21 protein-coding genes are annotated in these 21,720 nt (G+C 57.0%); 16 read left to right on the forward strand and 5 right to left on the reverse strand.

Annotated elements, in window-relative coordinates; all coding sequences use genetic code 11:
* Positions 1-220: 220 nt before the first annotated feature.
* From EL335_RS13035 to EL335_RS13045, 3 genes are all read left to right on the forward strand, one after another.
* Complete coding sequence (locus EL335_RS13035) at positions 221-3,136, forward strand: DNA methyltransferase family protein (RefSeq protein WP_126447967.1); 2,916 nt, start codon at positions 221-223, stop codon at positions 3,134-3,136.
* Between the two features lie 89 nt (positions 3,137-3,225).
* On the forward strand, positions 3,226-3,633 hold the full coding sequence (locus EL335_RS13040) for a hypothetical protein (protein WP_126447969.1): 408 nt from the start codon (positions 3,226-3,228) through the stop codon (positions 3,631-3,633).
* An 11-nt stretch (positions 3,634-3,644) separates the two neighbouring features.
* Positions 3,645-4,739 carry a recombination directionality factor gene (locus tag EL335_RS13045; protein ID WP_126447971.1) on the forward strand — a complete coding sequence of 365 codons (1,095 nt, stop codon included), beginning with the start codon at positions 3,645-3,647 and terminating at the stop codon, positions 4,737-4,739.
* 234 nt (positions 4,740-4,973) lie between these two features.
* Here the strand turns inward: EL335_RS13045 and EL335_RS13050 are convergent, their stop codons facing one another.
* Entirely contained in the window at positions 4,974-5,357 is a 384-nt protein-coding gene (locus EL335_RS13050) for a hypothetical protein (RefSeq protein WP_126447973.1), read from the reverse strand.
* 302 nt (positions 5,358-5,659) lie between these two features.
* On the reverse strand, positions 5,660-6,712 hold the full coding sequence (locus EL335_RS13055; protein ID WP_126447975.1) for an exodeoxyribonuclease VII large subunit: 1,053 nt from the start codon (positions 6,710-6,712) through the stop codon (positions 5,660-5,662).
* A gap of 253 nt (positions 6,713-6,965) precedes the next feature.
* Here EL335_RS13055 and EL335_RS13060 point away from each other — a divergent pair, with 253 nt between their 5' ends.
* From EL335_RS13060 to EL335_RS13090, 6 genes are all read left to right on the forward strand, one after another.
* A complete protein-coding gene (locus tag EL335_RS13060) occupies positions 6,966-7,853 on the forward strand; it encodes a PD-(D/E)XK nuclease-like domain-containing protein (RefSeq protein WP_126447977.1) in 888 nt (295 codons plus the stop codon).
* 110 nt (positions 7,854-7,963) lie between these two features.
* Positions 7,964-8,464, forward strand: a complete 501-nt coding sequence (locus tag EL335_RS13065) for a hypothetical protein (RefSeq protein ID WP_126447979.1) — start codon at positions 7,964-7,966, stop codon at positions 8,462-8,464.
* Positions 8,465-8,471: 7 nt separating this feature from the next.
* Positions 8,472-9,410, forward strand: a complete 939-nt coding sequence (locus EL335_RS13070; RefSeq protein ID WP_126447981.1) for an OLD family protein — start codon at positions 8,472-8,474, stop codon at positions 9,408-9,410.
* 392 nt (positions 9,411-9,802) lie between these two features.
* Positions 9,803-10,072, forward strand: a complete 270-nt coding sequence (locus EL335_RS13080; RefSeq protein WP_126447983.1) for a hypothetical protein — start codon at positions 9,803-9,805, stop codon at positions 10,070-10,072.
* 14 nt (positions 10,073-10,086) lie between these two features.
* A complete protein-coding gene (locus tag EL335_RS13085) occupies positions 10,087-10,575 on the forward strand; it encodes a hypothetical protein (protein WP_126447984.1) in 489 nt (162 codons plus the stop codon).
* 127 nt (positions 10,576-10,702) lie between these two features.
* Positions 10,703-11,203, forward strand: coding sequence for a hypothetical protein (locus tag EL335_RS13090; protein ID WP_126447986.1), 501 nt, complete (start codon positions 10,703-10,705; stop codon positions 11,201-11,203).
* A 167-nt stretch (positions 11,204-11,370) separates the two neighbouring features.
* Here EL335_RS13090 and EL335_RS13095 read toward each other — a convergent pair whose 3' ends face one another.
* Positions 11,371-12,630: an IS256 family transposase gene (locus tag EL335_RS13095; protein WP_126447988.1), complete on the reverse strand. Its 1,260-nt coding sequence runs from the start codon at positions 12,628-12,630 to the stop codon at positions 11,371-11,373.
* A gap of 324 nt (positions 12,631-12,954) precedes the next feature.
* Here EL335_RS13095 and EL335_RS13100 point away from each other — a divergent pair, with 324 nt between their 5' ends.
* Both EL335_RS13100 and EL335_RS13105 read left to right on the forward strand, forming a co-directional pair.
* On the forward strand, positions 12,955-13,134 hold the full coding sequence (locus EL335_RS13100; RefSeq protein WP_126447990.1) for a hypothetical protein: 180 nt from the start codon (positions 12,955-12,957) through the stop codon (positions 13,132-13,134).
* Between the two features lie 266 nt (positions 13,135-13,400).
* Positions 13,401-13,976, forward strand: a complete 576-nt coding sequence (locus EL335_RS13105) for a hypothetical protein (protein WP_126447991.1) — start codon at positions 13,401-13,403, stop codon at positions 13,974-13,976.
* 7 nt (positions 13,977-13,983) lie between these two features.
* Here EL335_RS13105 and EL335_RS13110 read toward each other — a convergent pair whose 3' ends face one another.
* Positions 13,984-15,390, reverse strand: coding sequence for an ISL3 family transposase (locus EL335_RS13110; protein WP_126447993.1), 1,407 nt, complete (start codon positions 15,388-15,390; stop codon positions 13,984-13,986).
* A 23-nt stretch (positions 15,391-15,413) separates the two neighbouring features.
* Positions 15,414-18,686 (reverse strand): Eco57I restriction-modification methylase domain-containing protein, encoded by a 3,273-nt coding sequence (locus EL335_RS13115; protein WP_126447995.1) that lies wholly within the window; start codon positions 18,684-18,686, stop codon positions 15,414-15,416.
* 461 nt (positions 18,687-19,147) lie between these two features.
* Here EL335_RS13115 and EL335_RS13125 point away from each other — a divergent pair, with 461 nt between their 5' ends.
* The 5 genes from EL335_RS13125 to EL335_RS13140 are packed head-to-tail and all read left to right on the forward strand — an operon-like array spanning position 19,148 to position 21,709.
* Positions 19,148-19,411, forward strand: a complete 264-nt coding sequence (locus tag EL335_RS13125; RefSeq protein WP_126447997.1) for a hypothetical protein — start codon at positions 19,148-19,150, stop codon at positions 19,409-19,411.
* Entirely contained in the window at positions 19,401-19,661 is a 261-nt protein-coding gene (locus EL335_RS14610) for an AcrVA2 family anti-CRISPR protein (RefSeq protein WP_488803499.1), read from the forward strand. Before EL335_RS13125 ends, EL335_RS14610 begins: the two co-directional genes overlap by 11 nt.
* A 7-nt stretch (positions 19,662-19,668) precedes the next feature.
* Positions 19,669-19,953: a hypothetical protein gene (locus EL335_RS13130; protein ID WP_126447999.1), complete on the forward strand. Its 285-nt coding sequence runs from the start codon at positions 19,669-19,671 to the stop codon at positions 19,951-19,953.
* A 9-nt stretch (positions 19,954-19,962) separates the two neighbouring features.
* Positions 19,963-20,865, forward strand: coding sequence for a hypothetical protein (locus tag EL335_RS13135; RefSeq protein ID WP_126448001.1), 903 nt, complete (start codon positions 19,963-19,965; stop codon positions 20,863-20,865).
* Between the two features lie 19 nt (positions 20,866-20,884).
* The gene (locus EL335_RS13140; RefSeq protein ID WP_126448003.1) at positions 20,885-21,709 is read left to right on the forward strand and encodes a restriction endonuclease; all 825 of its coding nucleotides are present in this window, start codon (positions 20,885-20,887) and stop codon (positions 21,707-21,709) included.
* The last annotated feature ends 11 nt before the right edge of the window (positions 21,710-21,720 follow it).

Consider the following 21,720-nt stretch of genomic DNA (forward strand, 5'->3'; position numbering starts at 1 on the left):
GGTACACGTCTATTACGGACTGGATGAGCCGCTTCTCCTTTCACGCTCGAGTTCCACATCTCCTGTGGCCTGATCAGGTACGCGACAGTCCCCGGCCTTTAGGCCGGGGAAGGATGTCGAGATCTCCAGAAGGCAAACAGAGAAAAGTTTGCCTTGCACGGCCTAGAATTGTTCGGTAAGGCGGCCGTCCAGGCATGCATGAACATCGGAATGGGGCGTAATGATTCAGGCTATCAGGCACCGGGAAGAGACGATCAACACTCAGCTTGCAATCGTTCTCAGCAAGCTGGGCGTCAATGCGGATGCCGAGACGATCCATCGACATGGACAGCAGCGACCGGATGTGATGTTTCTGTTGGGTGGCGTCCGTGTCGTGATCGAGGGCAAGTATGAGGACGTTCCCGATGCGGAAAACACTGTGCTGCGCGACGCCAGGCAGCGCGTTCAAAGCGGCATCTGTCACATCGCCGTAGCGCTGATTTATCCCAAGACGCTTCGAGCGGTTCGCGTAGGGGATCTTGAGGCGGCGTTGTCGAAAAGCAGGTTGAGGCACCTGGTCATTTCCGAGACAGGAGAGACGGACTGGGCTGAAGGAAGTCCCGACGAAGTGCTTGCATCTTTGCGTCGGGCGCACGAGGCGATGACGAAAGACGACATCGTTGCAGCCTCGGCAGAGAGGTTGTCTCAGCGCATCCAGTCCATCGCCGATCTGTGGGCAGGCGCTGGTGGTGTATGCGACAAGCTCTCCGATGTCCTGGGGATGCCTCCGAGGCGCGGGGAGACTGCGGATGAGCGTGATGGCCGCCGCGAAACGGCGGCCAAGGTAGCTGCGCTGGTACTGGCAAACGCCATGATCTTTCAGGAGCAACTGGCGGCAACGAACGCGGATGGACGCATCGACTCGCTGCGGGCCTACGACAACGCCGCAGACCCGATCAATGAGATCAAGGCGCACTGGCGCTGGATTTGGACGCGCATCAACTACGTCCCGATCTTTCAGATTGGTGAGGCCATACTCGAAGAAGTGCCGATCACCCAGGGCGCCATTGCGGCGGTTCGCTGGCTCAAGGACGAGGCCAAGGCGATCTGCGCCAATCAATCGGCGCTGAGGCACGACCTGATGGGACGCATCTACCACTGGCTGCTGCATCATGCCAAATACCTTGGGACGTATTACACGGCCACCTCATCGGCCACGATGCTCCTCAAGCTCACCTTCGCGCAGAAGTGGGACATTGATTTCGGCTCGCTGAAAAAGCTGGTCGATTTCGTTGCTGCCGATCTGGCTTGCGGCACGGGCACGCTGCTGATGGCGACGGCGCAGGCCATCACGGACCGGTTCATCGTCGACCGGGTGAGTTCCGGGAGGAAGATCGAGCAGACCGATCTGAAGCATCTGCACGAGACCCTGATGGAAAACATCATCTACGGCTACGACGTGCTTCCGTCGGCGGTGCATCTCACCGCATCGACACTTGGAATGCTTGCGCCAGAGGTGACATACCGCAGGATGAACCTATTTACGATGCCGATGGGTGTTCAAGGCCGCACGCTGCGGCTTGGCAGCCTGGACTTCATCGGACATCGCACGGTGCCCACCCAGTTCACGCTCGACTACAGCCAAATGGAGGTCAAACAGACGGGCGTTGTCTCCGAGCACTACACGAAGGCCGAGGTGCCGGTCCTCGACCTGTGCGTGATGAATCCCCCGTTTGTGCGCTCCGTGGGCGGCAATCTGCTCTTCGGCAGCCTGCCGGACGATGAGCGTGACAAGCTACAGGCGGAGCTGAAGCGGCGCGCACAGAATCTCAAGGCGTCGATCACGGCGGGCCTGGGCAGCGTGTTCATGGCGATTGCGGACAAGCACCTACGCGCGGGCGGGCGCATGGCGTTCATTCTTCCTGCGGCCCTGGCGACGGGGGAAGCCTGGGGTGAGAGTCGCAGGCTCATTGCCGACGGATACCACCTTGAGGTCGTGATCGTCAGCCACGACGCGGAGCGGCCAAACTTCTCCGAGAACACCGACCTGTCCGAACTGATGTTCGTTGCGAGGAAGCTTAAGCGCAATGAGACGCCTGGTAGAACGCTCTACGTGAACCTGTGGCACAACCCGGCCACGATCTACGAGGCTATGGATATGACCTCGCGCATTGTGGGCACTCGTGCGGCAGACGTAGAAAGCGGGGCGGTCGCGCCCATCACAGGCAGCGACGGGCGCAAGCTCGCAGAGATCGTATCCCTTCCTGCGGCCCAAGGTGAGGAGCAATGGATCGGGGTGCAATTCGCGCAAACATGGACGCTACGGGTGGCGGTTCAGCTGCTCAGAGACAAAGTGCTCGCTGTCCCAGGGAGTCAGCCAGTTACCGTGCCTCTGTGCCGCGTTTCTGAGATTGGCGGTCTTGGGAATGATCAACGCGACATTCACGACGCCTTCGAGCTGTCGGACTGGTCGCCTTATCCGGCGTTTTGGAATCACGATGCGAAGTCCGTGCTCTCCATTGCGCAGAGACCAAACGCATTTCTTGCGCCACGCACGACGCCGGCAAAAGGGCGCACCAAGATCAAAAACCAGGAGTCCGTCTGGGGCAAGGCCGGGCGCATCTTGCTGGTCGAGCGGGTTCGTACAAACTCGCATCGCGTTTTGGCGGTCGGATTCGAGCAAGCGGTTCTCGGCAATACCTGGTGGGCGCTCAAAGCCAACCTGGCAGCCGAGCAAGAAAAGGCCCTGCTGCTGTGGCTCAATTCAACCCCGTCTCTGCTTTTGATGCTATCGCGTCGCGTTGTCACGCAAGGCGCATGGATGAAGATCAAAAAGCCGCAGTGGGAGGCGATGCCGGTCCTCGATGTGCGCAACCTGGCCGACAATGCTCTTCACCAACTGGCAGACGCCTACGACCGTCTCAGCGGTCAAGAACTGCAAGCGCTCGCCAGGCTCAACGTCGATCCTGTGCGCGCGGAAATCGACGCGGCAATCAGCGCGGCACTCCACCTGCCAGACATGAAGGCCTTGCGCGAACTTCTCGCGCGTGAGCCTGGGTTGACGGGAAAGGGCATCTCGTTCAAGCCTGGACAGACCGGGTTATTTGGCAAAGACGAGCTACCTGGGACACATCCTGTTCAAATCGAGCTTCTTTGAGCGCGGTCTTGATTTCAGATATCTGTAACTTTTCCAGAAAAGCACGGGGCGGGTTGGCAAAATGATCTCGTGCCCAATAGGAGATCGCTATGCCCCGTCCTGTGATTTTCGGAACCGTCATCCGTCAAATCGATATGCATCACTCCAGTCCCGGCAAAGATAAGGATTATCGGATCACCATTGCTCAAGATCCGGACGGTTTATGTCGGGTCTATACGGAATATGGCCCCGCCTGCAAGCTGCAGAACGGAAAGGAGCAGACTAAAAAGCCTACTTCCGTCATTCTCGCCGAAGTCATGGCAAACGACCTCCGCGACAGGAAGATCAAGCAGACCGACTCCTATGCGGTGATCAGCGATCAGCGGTTTTCCGCGGCTGCAACGTCGCCGGCCAAGCCCGCCCTCGCCCAAACGCCCCCCCAGGCGCCGGTGCGCAAGCTGATCAGCGCAGATTCCCTTTCCCCCGCCAGCCGCGCCGCTCTGGCCGCCATTTTCTGAGGAGTATCGATATGGAAGCCGTTGCCGAAACAACCACCTCAAAGGCTACTCGCCTCTCCGTCAATCGTGGTATCACCCTGACCATTCCGGTCATTGGCCGTATCACCGTCGGCCATACCATCGTCAAGAACGATAAGGTCCTGCCAGTAAAAGACGATCACTTCACCCTGACCACGCTCTTCCAGGACAAGAAAACCCGTGTCTGGGAGGAGCATCCCCTTCAAAAAACCCTGACTAAGGGCGAAGAGAAGCTGCGTGCCATCCCAGTGCGGATCGCCTACAACGACGTCAATCTAAACCTGCACAACAGCTTCAGCGCGTTCGACCCCCAAAAGGGGCGGGCGCTATGCGTCGGCAATGGCGACCGGGCGCGTCGTGTCACGGAAGATGGTGTAAAGGAAATCGATTGCCCGCGGCCAGAAGCTTGCGAATATGGCCAGCGTTATCGCTGCAAGAACTTCAGCCGTGCATATTTCCGCGTCGAAGGGCAGGAGGACGAGCTGGGCGCCTTTATCCTACGCACGACGTCGTTCAACTCCCTCGACCGGCTTGGCTCTCGCCTCAATCAACTCTCTGGTCTCACCGGCGGCTGCATCGCCAATATGCCCATGCTGCTGGTTCTTGAGACCAAGACCACCACTCAGTCTTTCCGTGAGCCGATTTATTTTGCGGATCTGGTAACCCGCCCGGGCATGAAGCTCCTGGATGCCGTCAAGGAAGCACGGGAGTACCAGGAATCCATGGAAAAGGCTGGCTTGTCCATTGAAGGACTGGAAGAAGCGCTGCGCGCCGGCCTGGGCAACAGCGACTTCGCCGATGACCTTGAGGATGCCGATGAATGGCTGTCCGACGAGGATCTGATCACCGCGGTTGAGCAGCAAGGGCGGCGCACCGGTCTGCGCGGAATGGACAGCTTGACCCAGCGCCTGAATTTGCTCGCAACTCAACAGCCTGGTGGCGAGGAGGATGAACAATCGACCGGCCAGGGCGCCGAAGGTGCGCCGGCGGAACAGCTTGGTGGGCCAGACGGCGCTCCCGTTGCCGGGGAAACATCGGCGCCCCCGGAAACCCCGGACGCCCAACAACCGGATCTGCTTGCGGCCTGATAGGAGCGAAGCGTGGAATCTCAGCGCTTCCTCCTCCGCAGCACCCGCGGCGTGGCCCAGGAACTCGATTTCCGAGTAGAGCCAGTCGCGGGTGGCTACTGCGTCAAGAGCCAACATCGAATCGACGGTTGCCTGCCCCGCCCCGGCCCCTGCATGCTCACCCCTCTCCCGTTGTCCGCGGCGATGATCTGGGCCAACGATCGAGCCGCAAAGCTGGCCCGCTCATCGGCGGCATTACTCGCTGGACAGGATAGGGTTGGGTTTCTTCTCTAGATGGACAGCGTCGTACGGAGAAATGATTTTCCACCCCTCAGGGGAAAAGGAAAGATCGAATTGCTCGGATTTCAAGTCGATTCTGGTGTTGCTAACGCCCTTGCTCCAAATTGACCCTATACGAAGTTTTCCCAGAAGTGTCAGCGCCTTGTCTCGTCGGATTATTTCCCCGAGGTTCCCGTTCTTGTCGATACGACGGAAGAAAACACGGACCTTCGGTACCGAATCGGCTTTTTTGTTTTTGGTGACTGGCCCATACCACCATGTAACAAGGTCCCCGTCCTCATTTCTCAGCTCGGGATCCTCGATGTTGAGCGTGCTGGTTTTGCGGATGGGGATCTTCATGATGCGATCCCCGCAATCCTGTCGCGTTTATTTCTGAAATGTCGCAGTAATTTCTGAAAATGACATGAGCGATTCGGTTCAGCTGAGGGATGGACGGGTACGGCCTGACAAAATCCGCGACGGACATGCCAAAGAATTCGGCTATGTCGTGGATGGTTCTGAGTCGGACGCGCTGGTCCTGTTCCTCTGCATCGATGCCCAGTCTGATGTTGGTAAACGTGTTGGGCCCTCCGCTGATCTTCCTGGAGAGGGATTTCCGGGTGATCTGCCCCAACGATCCCATGACCAGCAGATTCTGGTTCTCAACGTGCAATCCAAACCAGGAATGCACCGCACGCAAATGCAGCAACAGCAACCCAGTATGGTATTCCAGCACGGGCGTTCTTCAGCAACTCGGTGGACGTCTGGAGTTGAACCTGAGCCGCATTCCGTTCCTTCTCGAGACTTTCTGCGCGCTCGCGCGCCAGGCGTAGCTCTTTGCCAACTTCGTCCAGTAGTCGCTGTCTCTGCTGGACGCGCTCCCGGACATAGGCTCCGGCCTGCGCCGGCGTATTGGCCGAATAATCGGCAACGAGATCCAGGAGAGTTGCATTCCCGGTGTGCCCCAGGCCGACGACGCGGTGCGCTTTCTGTTCCGCCATGGCCGTCAGGACTCTCGGGTCCTCGAAGACTTCAAAGTCAGCCGCATCGCCGCCACCGCGGATGACCATCAGGATGTCGGCGGTGGCTTCCCGGATCGCCGTTGCAATAGCCACGGGATCGAGCATGTTCACCCGGACAGGGGAAACTCTCACCGCGTCGCCGAGCTTGGTCAGCTCCGCCATGCAATCGTTGGCAACCTGGGCGGCCGCCGAGGTGGATTGAATCAGGGTGATGGAGATCGCGTCACGATCCGGGAACGGAACGCGCCATAGGGATAGAGCCCGCAAGCGCTCGAGTGTCATCCTTCCCTGCTGGACCATCGCAGTTGGCGCCGCCTCTTCCTGCTCCCCAAGCTGGATATCCGTTGCTGCCAGCTTTACCTCGACACCATAGTTGCCGGACTTGATTACCAGGCGGCCGGAGAGGATTACGTTCTGCCCGGGGACGATTCCCCGGCTGGCCACCAGGGAGGCCATGATTTCGACCTTGGCTTGAGCACCACCATCGTCAACAACCTTTGCCCCGTAGAAATACTTGCCGCTCGCACGCCCAGGGTCTGTCCAGCGCCCTCGCAAGCGGATCATCCCCGCCATCTCGGGCAGCTGAGTGACAGCCAGGCGCTCCAGGAGCAGCGCTGTGAATTGTTGAAAGGTGCCGGGCGTCACGTCGGCAAAGAGCACCGCGGCTTCGGGCATCGTAGCGTTATCGTTCATCGTGATCTCCCCACCAGAGGGAAGCCTTTTCGGGTTTGAGGCGAGCAGGTTTCATTGCGGTTCCTTTTTAACCTCGAACGTACCAAAAGGTGGCCGCTGGTTCTCAAATTTCTCCGGCGCGAATGTCATTTCTGCTGTCCCGAATGGACGCTGAAATCACTGCTTATGCGTCGTAGCGGAGGCGGTACTTTTTCCAGAAACGCCTATGGCAGGTTGGCATACTTGGCTGAGTAGAGAATAAGGAGAGCCCGCCATGTCCGCCGCCGTTGCCATAGCTGCCGTACTAGAGCCAAACGTCGCCGATGCACCGTCGCCGTCGCTTTTGGATATCTTCGGGCAGTTGCGCTGTCGCCCTGACATTCCGAACGAGGTATATCACGCTGATCGCTCCTGCGTCTCAGCATCTGGCCTCAAGGAAATCCTACGTTCACCGGCACACTTCCAAGCCTATTTGCAGGGAGCTAACCGCAAGGAAACTCCGGCGATGTTTTTAGGTACCGCGGTACATACCCGGTTGCTCGAACCGCATCTGTTCGCCTCTGAATACGTTGTTGCACCCATCTCGGACAAGCGTCTGAAAGAGTACAAGGAATTTGAGATCGCCAACGCCAACAAGAAGATCCTGACGCCGGAGCAGATGGTTGTCATTGAGGGAATCGCTCATAGCGTTTCCCGGCACACCTCGGCAGACACGCTGCTACGAGCTGGTCTCGTCGAGCATTCGATCATCTGGCAAGACGAAGAGACCGGTATCTGGCTAAAAATCCGTCCCGACTGTCTGTGTGTCGATTTCGACACCGGCATTTGTCTGGACGTGAAGAAGACTACGGATGCCTCGCGGCAAGCCTTCAGGTGGGCATGCGATCGCTACCTCTACGACCTGCAAGCGGCGATGTATCTCGAAGGTCTTCGCCAAGTATTCAAACGCGACTTCGACTTTGTTTTCCTTCCTGTCGAAGAGGAAGCCCCCTATGGATGCGCTCTCTACGGTGCCCCCGACGATATGCTGCAAGACGGAATGCGTCTATTCCGTAAGGCCGTGCGCAAACTCAAGCATTGCATAGATTCTGGCCTCTGGCCGTCGTATCAGCCTGATGGCGACTACGAGCTTTTGGACTGGCGTCCCCGCCGGAACTATTGATTCGACACAGATTCGCAGTTCATGCGGCCTTTCAAGGCACACGCCTGCCGGGCTTCGATGGTTATCATGAGGCCCAGTTTCTCAAGACACCATATGGCATGGAGGCAAAGATGTTTAGCGCGAAAACTGTTCGTGTAGTGATTCCCTCTGCATTACTTCAATTGTGCGGAGAAGCGCACTCTTCTTTTCACGAGAAGCTGCTTTCCGTCGTCGCTGACAAAAAAGGCTGCATTCGTATCAGTGTTGCCGCTGGTGAGCTTCGCTCAATTCTTGACAGCATCTCGTGTGCAGTGGATAAGCTCAATGGGTCGAACAAGAGAAAGGCGCTGCGTTTCATTGATCGGTATGAGCCGATGTGGAAAGAAATAGCGCCTCATGAGCGTCCAGACGGAATTAAGCCCGGCGATGAAGTGATTCTTCGCCGTGGCAGTTGTGGCCGTGGCCCTGAGACGGGCCCGGGATATGGCCGTGATGTACGAGCTCGCTATCTGGACGGCAACGAGTTCTACGTCTTCTGCGAATTGCTGGAAGATGATCCAGGCGCATCAGTTCCTCCGTTTAAAGCTGGCGAGGAAGGCTGCTGGCACTATTCGGCAATTCGAAATCTGTGAGGTGATCATGATTTCAGAGATTTCCATCGACAAAGAAGTTATCAAGCGGACGAAGGGGCATTTGCTGCCTTACATTTCCGAATGCAAAAACGTTCCTGAGCATCTTGTGCTCGATAAAGGATTGACGCTGGTGGTTGGCCCGAATGGTAGCGGCAAGACCGCCCTGCTCTATTCCGTCGCGGCAGGAAGCGCTTGTCTGTCTGGGCGTCAGGAAATCTCTGATAGAGCCCTTTTCGATTATTTTGGATTCGATAACGAAGATCGCTTAGATGGAGTGTCCGTTTCGCACGACGGGCAAGTGTTTTATCTTGCTCCATCGGTGGATGCCTTGAGTCGTGGAAATGGCGACTACCTCGCCCCGATGCTTGTTCAACGTGCAGCCAGATCGAGATCGAGCGGCGAGTTCGTGCTGAATGCTATTTCAGACGTTATTCAGTTGTTGGCCCAGGTCGTTACTCCGCATCAGTTTTTCGATCTGGATGCCGAAGTCGAGAAAGCTGTTTCTCGTCGAAAGTATGAGCCTGATGAAAACGAGATGAAGAAGATTACCCAGAAAGTGGTCGAAAAATTCAGTAAGAAAGGCATGTCGCCTGTTATCAGGTTCCCGGAAGCGACCGATCTCATTAAAAAAGGCTTTCTGGATTTCAATAAGACGTGGCAATACAGGTATGAGCATTTCAAGGCGCGTTACTTCGATCCGAAGATTCCGCGCAGCAAGCCAACCCTCATACTGGATGAGCCGGATCGCCATCTGAGCCTGCCGATGCAAGCGAAACTGTGGTCTCTGCTGCTCGATCCATTGGTGATCCAGTCGTTCCAGATCGTCGTTGCAACGCATTCCTTGTTTGCGTTCAGCGCCATCAAGAGCAAGCGTGCATCAGTCATTGAAATGGAAAATGGTTTCGTTAATTCTGTTTTGAATGTATTGCCAGGGCTCGAAAAATGAGTAGAAAATCTCTTACCGATTACCAGCTTGAGACCATCGTTTCTTACGCGGATGGTATTTATAGGGTTGCGAGAGAAACCGGGCGGTCTATTGACGATCTGGAAACCGAGCTGGTCGATCATGGCATTGAAGAGTGTCCAAATTGCGGATGGTATACGGACATCTGCCATCTCACAGACGACGAAGGTGAAGTCGATGGCTATTGCGACAACTGTCGTCGGTACGATAGGCCAGATTACGATTAAATTTTGCCGGCATAGCTCAGTTGGTAGAGCAATCGCCTTGTAAGCGATACGTCCTTGGTTCGAATCCTGGTCAGCAGGTCACAGGTTCGAGTCTTGTCGAGGGTGCCAGCAGCCATTGCAAGCATTGTTTAATGCCTTGATATTGCCATGGAAACAAAACCAATTGGGAAACTCGCAATTCTTCTTGGTAAAGACGGCCGTGAAATCAAGAGACCGAGTCAGGTCGATGCCATAATTTCCTGGAACCACAAGGATGGTGTTGCTTACGCCTTCGGAAAGGATGGAAAATTGATTGCAGAGTTGCATAATGCGCGCATCGAATATATCGAGAACAGAAATATCAGAATCTCGGGAATTGAGCTAATCGATATTGAAGGGAATGTATATCTAGCTCAGATGTGGCATTATGTGATGTGATATGAATTTGTGATATGGGTAACGAAGCTTTGATCTACACAAAGTTTATGTTGACCCCTGGCGTTCAGTGGGTCCAGGCCGAGTCAGCCATGGAGCCGGACGGGATTTACTTCCGGCCGTTGGCTGATAGCACCAGTGCAGCAGAACTCGCGGTGCAGCACGATGAGGATGGCTTCATTGGCCGTCCAGCTGTAGCCCTGATGGGTTTCGACCCGGAAGGAGACCGCTGGGAGGTCCTCGTGGTGGCCTATACCAGTCATGGGCTCGTGCGGAAAGTCCGCATGATGTTCGGCCTTGCTCTGGAGTGGGACGGCCAGAACCCGGTCGAGTTTGACCGCGGTGAGGGGATCGAGATGATCGAGTACAGTATCGATAGGGGTAGGACTGTTATCTCGTTCCATGGTCTGCTCACAGGCATGATGGCCGCCATATCGCCTGACGAAAAACGTAGGGCCAAAGCCATCGCTGCACGCGTCGGTGTCGCTATCCAGGATGAAACATGATGGTGAGATGACGGGTTGCGGTTGGCATGTAGATCACCTTCGCCTTGATTGTTTTCTTGGGTGGTCTACAAATAAACCGGCCGGCGGCCAGTAGCGGCAAGCTTGCAGAATTTAAGGGAGGATAGATATGCTTCCAGAAAAGATCACTTTGCCCGCCAGCTTAATCGATAGCACATACGTCATAGCAGTTGATGGGCCCGTGCCAATTTCTATCGATTCTGGTGTGCTGAAAGTGTATGCGGGTTCGCCTGATCGCCCACTTCCATCTGCTGAGGGCACACTGGAACTCTTGAAGGCAGGCATTCCGCCTGTCGAGCCGATGACTATCGGGTTGTCGACGTTCTGGTTGGCCGATGGCCGGCAGATCTTCGTCTGTACTGAGCTTGCGGAGAACAAAGGCAAATCGGTTACCAATGCCTGGCCTGAATTGGCCGAAAAGATCCTGCACCTCGCCGGTGATGTGCCACCGCAGCGAGCAGTATTTGTCGAACACTATTTTGGCGGCTCATACGATGTCGGCCAATGCGGCCTGGATTATCCAGAGACATTCGATCTTGTGGAAATCGAGTGGGATGGCAGTCGTGCGGTTGGAAACGGATGGAAGAGCCTTAAACTTGGTTTCCGATGAGGTCATTGAAGATGCTTCATCTCGAGCAGCATAAAGCCGCTCTTAATATGCTCAAGGGGGCGTATCAGAAATTTTGTGTTGAGGCGGAGAGCGACTTTTTCACGGCGCCGCCGCCGGCCCTTGTATGGCCGGGGGCGAGCGGCGCGGTGGGAAAGTCGGTGGTCATTCTATCCCCGGGCCTCGGTAAAGCGTTCGGCATAGAGGAGGGCGAATTGATTCATCGCGGCCTTCCATTCCTTGGCGGCCTTGCCCCAGTCGGCCGTGATGTTGCGCAGCGCCAGCCAGAGCAGCTTGATTGCGGCCTCGTCGCTGGGAAAGTGGCCGCGGGTCTTGATGATCTTGCGCAGGCGCATATGCAGGCTCTCGATGGCGTTCGTCGTGTAGATCACGCGGCGGATGTCTGGCGGGAAGGCGAAGAACGGGATCACCCGCTCCCAGTTGCGGTGCCAGGCGGCCGCGATGGTCGGATGCTTCTGGCCCCATTCGCCATTCTCGAAGGCGGCCAACGCTTCGCGGGCTGCCGCTTCGATCGGTGCCGTATAGACCGGGCGCAGGGCGGCGGCCACCGCCTTGCGGTTCGTCCAGCTGACATAGTCGAGCGAATTGCGGATCAGATGCACGATGCAGGTTTGCACCGTCGCCAGCGGAAACGCCGTTTCGATGGACTCCGGGAACCCCTTTAAACCATCGACCACGGCAATCAGGATGTCCTGCACGCCCCGGTTGCGCAGCTCGTTGAAGACTTTGAGCCAGAACTTGGCGCCTTCCGTCTGCTCGATCCACAGCCCGAGCACATCGCGGCTGCCGTCGGGCAGCACGCCCAGGGCCAGATAGACCGCTTTGTTCCTGACCGTGCCCTCATCGCGAATCTTGACACGCAGGCAATCAAAGAACACCACCGGATACATCGGCTCAAGCGGCCGGTTCTGCCATTCCGTCACCTCAGCCATCACTGCGTCGGTGACGTCGGAGATGAACTGGGGCGAGACTTCGACGGCGTACATTTCCAGCAGATGCCCCTGAATCTCGCGTACGCTCATGCCCCGGGCGTACATGGAAACGATCTTGTCGTCGAAGCCGGTGAAGCGCCGCTCGTGCTTGCCGATGATCTGCGGCTCGAAACTGCCCATCCGGTCGCGGGGAATGTCCAGTGTCAGCGGCCCGTCATCGGTCAGCACGGTCTTGGGACTGCTGCCGTTGCGGTGGTTGCCGGCTTCCGCGGGCGCTTCGCCCTTGGCGTAGCCCAGATGGTGGGTCAGTTCGGCGTTCAGCGCCCGTTCCAGCAGCGCTTTCTTGATTTGCCGGAAGATCGATTCGACGCCTTCGGCCGTCATCGGCCCAGGGATCAGTTCCTCCAGCACTTCCCGCTTGATTTGATACGGCGCCTCAACCACCGGCGCTACTTTCGTCTTCTTGATGCTCGGCATACCGCCTCCTTTCAGGTCTCATGGTATGCCTCACACACAAAATTCTGGATAGGCTCGGTTTCAGAGGACATTTAGTCCTTCCTGAATTGCATAGATCTTCTGTTCTCGGACCCTTTTTTGTGCGCCCGGCACGGGCGCACTCTTGGAAGTGAAAGTCCTCCCGTAAGTTGATCACAGCGAACGAAGCGCAACTGCAAAGCCAACTTTTGCTTTATCTCCACTGCCCTTTATGGACATTTGCGCTTGCTTTTATGCAGCGCATTTTTTCCTGAAATACTCCTCCATAGTTGGCAAACTGTCCTCGTCATCAATACGAGTCTTCTCATGGACGACGCAGCAATCAGAGACCACCTGCGGGAAATTATCCGCGACTACTGGGGAATGAGCATGAAGGAAATCGAGCACGTTACTGGCTTTTCGCGCCGGATGCTCCAGAAAAATCTGAACGCCATGCTGGCTGCCAAAACTGTCATCCAGGAGGCGGGACGCTATGTTGCCCGCTGACACTTTTCCCAGTGAAGCACGTGTCATTGTCCCCGATGATCACGAGCGACTGATCGATGTAGCCACTAGAGCCGTCCGGGACGGAATGTTTGTGATTCACAATGGCTCCCGGGTAATCGTGTGCTCCATCATCCCGGTGGGTTGGAAAAAGCTGGCCATCGTGGATAAGGGCATGGTGAATCGCCACAAACTTCGTTTAACCCCGAGTCTGGAGCGGCATTCCCTCCATTGCCACCAATGACAACGGCACCCAGATTTAGGCCGCCATGGAAAATACCCTCTTCTTCACCTCGCTTACTGCTGTGCAGCAGCGCAAATTCATGGCTTATGCCGAGGCTTACAGTCGCGCTTACGAAAAAAGTCTTGGCTGCACCGACCCTCATATTCTCTCGCTCCCGCATCATAAGCGGGTAGCCTTAAACAACGCACTGGCCCTCGAAGTACGTTTCCTCGAGGAATTTGCGCCAGCTGTCGTTGCTGCGTCAAAGCTCCCTGGAACGTCCCGCCACGACATCGCTACGGTGATGTTTGAGTGCTATCCTGATCTGGCCTATGTCATGTACCAGGGGCGAATGGACGTGCTCTGCGATATCGGTCTCCGACTGATGGTCTATCATCAGCGGATACGTTACTTCCAGACCACCGATGCCCTGGAATCGATGCTTCACGATACGGACTTTGGTCAGGATATACCAGCTGAATGGTTTCGCCCTCCCTTCGATGAGATCTACATCGAATTCGGCGAGCACCGCCACTTCCCGGCCAATATGTTCGACCCCTCGTCTGGTGAGCATGTGGTCGAAGGGTGTTACCTGTTTTGGGTATCCGATTTCCATGATTGAAACGGGTTCATAGCTCGCCGTTCTCGATCATGCGGATGAGGGTTGATATATCAACGCCGTAATTCTTCTCTGGCCTCTCCGATTCTGTTGATTTCGGGACGTATGGCTTCGGCTCAGGTGGTGGTTTCGGTGTCATCCGTGCAAAGGAATCGCACATCTCGAAGTGCTTGATGTTGCCGGGTAGTCCGTAACCCATTTCAACTGGCTCAGGCTCACGCCTGCGCTCGAACTTGGGCCGCGATAGCTTGTGTTTGTGCGCGCCCTCGGCAAACAGAATCTTGGCGCGTAGCGCCTCGAACGAGTAGCCACGCCCCAGCCGGTTCATGACCCGTATCAGGCTGTTCAAGCTCTCTGTGTAGGCGTTGGTGACGGGGTGATTGAAGTAATTGAGGATGGGCATCGTCCAGTTGCCCCATGCTCGCTCGATGTCGGCAAAGGCGTCAGCGATTTCGGACGGGATGCTTTTCTGCCACTGGATGAACTTGGCCTGCGCCTCGCCGGGCGATTCAGCGTCGTAGATACCAAAGAACTCCTCCTTGAGCCGGTAGGCAACGCCTAGCTCCGGGTAATTCTTCGTCCAGCCGTCAAGGTTCACTCGCTCTTGGTCATTCAGATCGCGTTCCCGCTTCAGTAGCACAAAGCGGTCGTGCATCAGGCCACGACGCTGTTTCGGCGTCAGTGATTCGCGCAGACGCTTCCTGACACGCTCCATTGCATCGTTTGCCATCCGGACGACGTGGAACTTGTCCACCACGATCTCGGCTTGTGGAATGACAGCACGGACGGCATCGCGGTACGGTGTCCACATGTCCATCACCACGTACTGGATGCGTTCCTTGCCTTCCAGATGGTGCAGGAAGCGCACCACGGTATCCTTGTTCCGGTTCGGCAGTAGTTCGACGATGGTGTTGTTCTGGATGTTGGCAATGACGCCACGAGGCTTGATGAGGTGGATTTCGTCGATACCCATCCACTTTGGCGTCTCGAAGCGGATGGTTTTTTCCAACTCGTTCACGTAGTCTCTGAACACCGCCCGGACAGTGAACTCCGTGCAGCCGACTTCTTCCGCAATGCTGGCAAAGGTGCGCTTGATGGCCTGCTTGCCCATCCATTGCGCAAGCCGCTTGGTCATTAGCCGCTTCTCGTCGATCTCGGGCAGTGCCTCATAGAAGGTCTTGTCACAGTTACGGCAGCGGTAGCGACGGGTGTCGATGTAGAGTCCGACACGCCGACCGTGCATGGGCAGGTCTTTGACCATCTGCTCGCGGCGACCAAAGCCAACGAGGTTCGCAGACTGGCAGTGCGGACAGGACGTTGGCGCTTCCAGCGTTTCAACATCGATGTGGTAGTCGTGCTCGTTCTCTTGAATGCCCAAGACCTTGTAGCAGGGCAGGTTGAGGATGTTGGCGGGCATGGTTATGACTCACCGTTCGGTGGTTATCGAACGCATCCCTGCTGGCACCGGCGCGCGATTTCAGCTTCAATGATTTCGTCGGCCGCAATTCTGACCTTGGCGACGATACTGGTCCGCTTCCTGGAGTCATGCTCTCGATGGGCCTGCTTCACTAGCTCAGCAAGCGCCTTGTGCTCGGCCAAACTGGCGTCATACTCAGGCAGGCTCACATGCTTGAAGATGTCGCCCATATTGGTTGCCACGTTGTGCGCCTCGATCATCTCCTTGACGATCTCCGAGTGCAGCAATCCGCACAAATAAAAGGCTGGCTCCGGTTGATCGAAGTCCGCAAAGTAGAGCTTGTGGTCAGGGACATAAACACGCGACCCGTAGCCCGGCACAGACCCAGACGCCACGACGGCCGCAGAAAAATCGCCCGTCATCTCGGCCCAAATGACCTTGTAGGGTGCGAAGGTGTAGTCGCCCACGTTGTAGATTGCGAAGAAGGGAGCACCCTTCATGCGCGTCTTGAAGGTGGAACGCGACTCCAAAAGTGACTTGTAGGCTTTGAAAAACTTGAATGTCTTGGGATTCGTGTGACTGTTGTAGCGCGCCGCAGCGCTGTCCAACGATGCCCGGTCAATGCCCTTATTAGGCACGAACGCATAGAGTGTGTTCTCCGGCAGGAAATAGCATGGATGGAGGTCGCCTGCGCCCTTTGCCAGGGGAAACAAGCTCTCAGCCTCAACCCAGAATTCGCGCGGCTGCCCCAAGTCGGTTTTGCCTTCATGTGGCCGAGTTCGCACCTTTACCGTCTTTGTCGCAGGGTTCGAGTCAATGACATCCACAAAATAGACGCCATTCAGGTCAGTCGTGATGCCCTTACGGCCGTTGACCCAAGTAGAGGGGCCAAACATCGGCTGACATGCGGCGAAGTGCCCCGGCTTCATGATGGCCCAAGGAGCCCCCTCCATAATCTGCGAGACGGGATTGGCTTCCATCTGGATCACATCCACAAGATCAGCCACCTCTGCACGATGTAGACGTGGGTCGATTGCCTTCAGGCGAGCCACTTGACCGCCGCGCCCCTTCTTCGGATTGCCTGCGTTGTCGGTCTTGGGCTTGCCAAGCCAGACCCGGTAGTCCAACGGATAGCGGGGCGCGCCCCCTATCTTCTTCGTGAACATGGCGACAGCCGTTTTATTCGCCGCGTCTGGAAACGGCTTTAGCTCCTTCATGTCATCGATGGAGATGGGCACCAAGCGGTCGGTCGCATTGATGCGGAAACGCCGAAAGCCTTGCGACGAAGGCGACTGGAACACCGTCTGCGTGATGACAAACACCAACCGTCCATCTTCGACCAGCCACTTATCAGCCGTCGTGTAGGTAATGATGGCGGAAATGTCTAATTCGTTGCCACCGTGGAACTTGGTGTCCGAGAAGATGGCGTACTTTTCGCAGGTGGGCTTAACTCGGTTCCGGTATGCCTCTGGGAGATTCGACCATCGTACCCAAGGCGGATTACCCACAATGGCATCAAACTGTCCGGCAGTAGCTGACCAAAAGAAGTTGCGCACAATCCTGAACCAAATGCCGTTCCAGTTCTGCCGATGCAGTGCGAGCACTTGGTCATAGGTTGTCTTGAGGTGGTCATTCCACTCATCGGCCTGCGCCTTGCTCAGTATCTTGGCTTTCACCAGCGCCTTAGAGACGAGCGGGAATTCAGTGTCGTTTTCAACCTCTTCTCCCATGAGCTGGAATACTTTGTCGAGCAACACGCGATCACGCGCCAAATCGGCAGGTAGAACAACTTGCAGATTTGCTTGCTGACTGCCAATGCTGTACTCAACCACCTTTTGATCGCCGTCAGGGTGGGGGGCAGGGGAGTACACAGCATCAGCCAAGAGAACAGGAATATCAACGTCTTTACCCTTGCACTGCTGCAACAGGTCTGCGATAGCGATCAAGAAGTTGACGCGAGAGGATTGCACAGCAAGTGGGTTGAGGTCGAAGCCCCAGACCGTCGTGGTCAGCATGTCCACGGTCTGCTCAGCAGTCCATCCCGCCGTCAGCGCTGCTAGGCGCTTCTGCTCAATAGCCTCCAGCAAGAACGAACCCGACCCGCATGTCGGGTCAAGTAGCCGAGCAGCAAGCCACTCGTTTCGCTTGTAGCCGAGCTTGGCCACAGAGTGCTCGACCAACCAGTCCGGCGTGTAGAACTCGCCAAGGCTCTTGCGCAATTCCTCCGGCACCAAGTCCTGATAGAAGTCACGCAAAACATCGCGCGAGTGCCCGGTCTTCTTGATGGTATCGAAGCGATAGACCGAAAGCTTGGCCAGCAAGGTGCGAAGCGCCGAACACATCGACGCGCGGATCGCTTTTTTGGTTGTGGCATCCAGATACCAACTAAAGATGGCTTCTTCGACGAAGCCATGCAAACCGACTGCGTTGAAAAACCCGCCGCTCTCGATATCCGAGCGTAGGGCCTCAATCAAAGCCTTGTCCGATCTGAGAGCCAGTAGCTCATGGATCAGGGAAGTGCTTGACGCCATGCCATGTGCAGCCACGATCTCGGCCGCGATTAGCTTCATCAGCAGAGAATGAAAGGTGTGGGTAACGAAAAGCTTGGCCGGCAAATCAATGGCGGCTGGTCCTGCGAAGTCAAATCCCAATGACCCATTGATCTTCTTGCGCTGTTGAATGCTGAGGTCAGCAGCCTGCCCATACAAGGCTGCCCATTCCTCGAAGAGCATCTTGATTTTGCGGTTGCCGGGCTGTCCAAGAGCATCAGCAAGAGCATTGGACAGTTCCTGCATGAACTCGCGGCCTGTCTCGGATAGATGCCCAAAGTCCTCGGCCAGGTTCTCCGATGTGACGGCTCGCCGGAAATTGGCTCTCAGCGCATCGACCACCATCTGGAAGGCAATGGTCGAGAACGGCATCAGTGGCTGGTGAAATATCTTGCCGTCTTGGACTTGCGCAAAACCCACATGATCGCCGTCGATGGCGATACCGATGTAGTCCTTCTCATCCAGCCCTTGCTCAGCAGCCAAGCGCGAAATGTATTTCAAGAGACGACCATCGGTTGCCTCGATGAACTTCGGACTTGCCTCACTCCCCTTGAAGAGACCGGGGCCTTTGAACTCGATGACGACGTTGTTGTAGCTGGAGTCGCGCTTGGCCCGCTCCGCGTCCAAGTCGATCTGCAATGCCTCTTCAAGCCCCCTCATCCATGCGTGGCGTACTTCCTCCTCGTTGCTCCACTGCTTGCGGCGGCGATTGATGAGGTCGTAGCCCTTTTTGGTATTGGCATCCATTCTTGTTCTTCTATCTTCAGCTATGCGGTTTTCGCCCCAATGTTCCCCGCATCCGGGTGACACCCCGCGAGGAAAGCCATCAGCCTTCGAGCACCGACGCATCCCATACAAACTCCGGCAGCATCTTGTGGAAGCGGAATCAGACGCGCTCAATCGAGTGTGCCGGGATAGAAGCTGGCACTGCCGACCTGTCCCACCGGAAGCCAAGAGCGTCAAAGAGAGTCATGTCGCAGCACCTATCAATCATTTAACACGGTTTTATGATAACGCGACATCACGCCAGCGTCAATCACAAAACACGATGTGTCGATAACCAGCAGCAAGCCTAACGACACCACATTTCAATCACGGAAATCGGATACCCCCTGTTTTCTGGCTTGACGCACTCTCTTTACGGCCAAGAACTGGTTCGAGGGTTCGACCTCATCATTTTTGGCAGTCCGGTCGGGAAAAGCGGTGTCATGGACGATTGCTTCACTCACCTGGGGTTGCCCTTCAGCGACGAGAAGATGCCGATCTCGGCCCTGGTGGACCAGGTTGTCGACCATTACCGGGCGCGCTCCGACTTCCCCAACGCGCAGGTCGTCAGGCCCGTGATCGAGCACGTTGCTAAGGTCCTAGTGTACCTCGGAACCAAAGAGGCCCGTCAGCGCGAGGTTCGTGAGGGCACCGAGGCGATCAAGCGGATTTCCGGCCTCAAATCGTCAGCAAAGCGTGAAGCGTGAGAAAGCGGCGCGTCAGGCCGCCAGGCTCTACGACCGCATTGTGGTAGGCCCGTGCAACCTGCCGTCCGAACTGGACGCTATCCAGGCTATCCGCGCCGCTGGCGTCCGCCCCCATATCCGTCGTGGCCACTTCCGCGCCCAGCCTTACGGTCCGCAGCATTCCCTGCGGCGCCCGCAGTGGATTCAACCGATGCTGATTGGTCGCGAACACTTTGCTGGAACGGCCCTGCCAAGCTACGTCATTCGGTAGGTCGCCGATGCTACGCAAGCTCTCCCAAACCTTCGTTGTTGTCATGCTGTTTGCGTCCTGCTGGCTGACCTATTTCATCCTCCTGGCTGCCAACCTGCCGCTGCTGCAGAAGGTCTTCAAGATGGTCAGCTCCGACGGCGGCTGGCTAACCATCCTTCACCACAAGAACGGCCCCCAACTGATCGGCATGTGCGTCGGGATGGTCCTGGCCGGCAATGTCGCTTGGCTGGTTTCCAAGGTCTTCGAGAAGCGATTCGTCGAAATCTGGGCCCGCCCCCGCCCCTTCGTCTGAAAGACCACCATGATGCGCCGAGCCTTCTTCCCTGTCCGCTTTCTTCTGGCCCTGATGGTGATGCTGGCTTCGTCCTTCGCCAGCGCCACCAACTATCCGGCCAAGATTCAACGGATTGACCTTGAGGGCGGTGCGGCGCTGTATGCGATCAATGACGGACCGGCTACGCTGAAGATTTCCCTGGAGCTGACCAACTCGATCAACGTCTCGTCCGACCAGGCCTGGCCCGTGACGACAACCATCCCGCCGCACAGTCAGAAGACCCTCGCCTTCCTGTTCCCATCGAACCCCGGCATTCCTTTCCAATGGGACTTCAAGCCCACCGTCACGGTCTCCTCGGTGACCAACGACAGCGCCGCCCCGGCCGGCAGCAGCGCGTCCGGGAAGGACATACGGGAGGAAGCCCAGGCGGAGCTACGGCGCCTTCTCGAGCCGGCTGCGCGGATGTCGATGAAACTGAGTGGCAAGCCGTGGCTCGGAGGCGATGGAGCGGCCAAGCCTGCCACCGGGCAAACGATAAACGATGCTCTTCCGTTCCTGCTCCGGGCATATGCGCTCTTTCTGTCGATCACCCTGGGGGCACGGCTACTGGCCGCCCTTCGGATGAAAAACTGGGCCCGTGCAGCTGTTACGTTCATGGCGGCCGCCACCATCGAATATGGCGTGTTGTTCTACCTCGGTGCGGATTTCATCGACCTCCGTAGCTGGCACATCGAAGGCTTCAAGGCATTCGCCATGCATCACGAGTGGTCCGTCCCGATTCTGGCCGGCGTTCTGATCACCTGCTGGGCTACCGCCTACTTCCTGCTCCATGAGGACATGGACCGGACCGTCTATCAAGACTGGCCCCCCAATCCTCGGGACGCGAGGAATACCGTCTACTACAAACCCAAGACCGACAAGATCGGCTGACATCAAGAGGGAGAACACCATGTCCCGTAGAAACGCCAGTCTCTTCGACGCCATGCTCGACATCGCGTCTCTTCTGCCGTGGCAGGCCAGCCTCATCATTGCCGTGGGAGCCTATTTCGGCTTTCACCACCTTGCCTCGGCGCCCCCGCAGGCCTTGGCCGCGGCCGGGGCTCACGACCTGGCCAACAACGTTGGCAAGCAGCTCCTGATGGGGTTGTCGGCGATCCTTCAGTACGTGATCCCGTTCATCTTCGTTCTCGGGGCCGGCATTTCCTTCTTCCGCCGGCGCCGGCAGCGTTCGTTGCACGCCCAGGTGGCGAACCACCCCGGGCACACCGCCCTGGGCGAAATCTCCTGGCAAGACTTCGAGGTCCTGACCGCCGAGGTATTCCGCCGAAAGGGGTATCGCGTGGTCCAGCGTGGTGGGAACGCTCCTGATGGTGGCGTCGATCTGGAGTTGTGGTCCGGACGGGACAAATACCTTGTGCAGTGCAAGCAATGGAAATCCACTCGGGTTGGCGTGGCCACTGTGCGTGAGCTGTACGGCGTTATGGCAGCCGAAGGCGCCGTCGGTGGCTTTGTGGTTGCGGCCGGCGAGTTCACCGCCGATGCGAAGAAGTTTGCCGAGGGGCAAAGTATCGAGCTGGTGTCTGCCAACCTGATGCTGCGGCTGATCGCCCAGACCAACTCGGAAAGCAGCCCCTATCCGGACGAGAAGCCAAGCTGCCCCCGTTGCGGAAGCGAGATGGTGAAGCGATCGGCCACACGCGGGAATATGGCCGGCTCGATGTTCTGGGGCTGCCCGCGGTATCCGGCCTGTACCGGTACGCGCCCGATGGAGTAGCACCCGGGTGG

Origin of the sequence: Sulfuricystis multivorans, assembly GCF_003966565.1 — a bacterium.
GTDB lineage: Bacteria > Pseudomonadota > Gammaproteobacteria > Burkholderiales > Rhodocyclaceae > Sulfuricystis > Sulfuricystis multivorans.

Bases quoted from the DNA above. Each gene is read 5' to 3' on its own strand.
- EL335_RS13055 (WP_126447975.1), bottom strand. From the start codon at position 6,712: ATGAACGATAACGCTACGATGCCCGAAGCCGCGGTGCTCTTTGCCGAC.
- EL335_RS13085 (WP_126447984.1), top strand. From the start codon at position 10,087: ATGGGTAACGAAGCTTTGATCTACACAAAGTTTATGTTGACCCCTGGC.
- EL335_RS13110 (WP_126447993.1), bottom strand. From the start codon at position 15,390: ATGCCCGCCAACATCCTCAACCTGCCCTGCTACAAGGTCTTGGGCATT.
- EL335_RS13040 (WP_126447969.1), top strand. From the start codon at position 3,226: ATGCCCCGTCCTGTGATTTTCGGAACCGTCATCCGTCAAATCGATATG.
- EL335_RS13135 (WP_126448001.1), top strand. From the start codon at position 19,963: ATGATGCGCCGAGCCTTCTTCCCTGTCCGCTTTCTTCTGGCCCTGATG.
- EL335_RS13065 (WP_126447979.1), top strand. From the start codon at position 7,964: ATGTTTAGCGCGAAAACTGTTCGTGTAGTGATTCCCTCTGCATTACTT.
- EL335_RS13035 (WP_126447967.1), top strand. From the start codon at position 221: ATGATTCAGGCTATCAGGCACCGGGAAGAGACGATCAACACTCAGCTT.
- EL335_RS13105 (WP_126447991.1), top strand. From the start codon at position 13,401: ATGGAAAATACCCTCTTCTTCACCTCGCTTACTGCTGTGCAGCAGCGC.
- EL335_RS13050 (WP_126447973.1), bottom strand. From the start codon at position 5,357: ATGAAGATCCCCATCCGCAAAACCAGCACGCTCAACATCGAGGATCCC.
- EL335_RS13045 (WP_126447971.1), top strand. From the start codon at position 3,645: ATGGAAGCCGTTGCCGAAACAACCACCTCAAAGGCTACTCGCCTCTCC.
- EL335_RS13130 (WP_126447999.1), top strand. From the start codon at position 19,669: ATGCTACGCAAGCTCTCCCAAACCTTCGTTGTTGTCATGCTGTTTGCG.
- EL335_RS13115 (WP_126447995.1), bottom strand. From the start codon at position 18,686: ATGGATGCCAATACCAAAAAGGGCTACGACCTCATCAATCGCCGCCGC.
- EL335_RS13140 (WP_126448003.1), top strand. From the start codon at position 20,885: ATGTCCCGTAGAAACGCCAGTCTCTTCGACGCCATGCTCGACATCGCG.
- EL335_RS13070 (WP_126447981.1), top strand. From the start codon at position 8,472: ATGATTTCAGAGATTTCCATCGACAAAGAAGTTATCAAGCGGACGAAG.
- EL335_RS13080 (WP_126447983.1), top strand. From the start codon at position 9,803: ATGGAAACAAAACCAATTGGGAAACTCGCAATTCTTCTTGGTAAAGAC.
- EL335_RS13090 (WP_126447986.1), top strand. From the start codon at position 10,703: ATGCTTCCAGAAAAGATCACTTTGCCCGCCAGCTTAATCGATAGCACA.
- EL335_RS13100 (WP_126447990.1), top strand. From the start codon at position 12,955: ATGGACGACGCAGCAATCAGAGACCACCTGCGGGAAATTATCCGCGAC.
- EL335_RS13095 (WP_126447988.1), bottom strand. From the start codon at position 12,630: ATGCCGAGCATCAAGAAGACGAAAGTAGCGCCGGTGGTTGAGGCGCCG.
- EL335_RS13060 (WP_126447977.1), top strand. From the start codon at position 6,966: ATGTCCGCCGCCGTTGCCATAGCTGCCGTACTAGAGCCAAACGTCGCC.
- EL335_RS13125 (WP_126447997.1), top strand. From the start codon at position 19,148: ATGGACGATTGCTTCACTCACCTGGGGTTGCCCTTCAGCGACGAGAAG.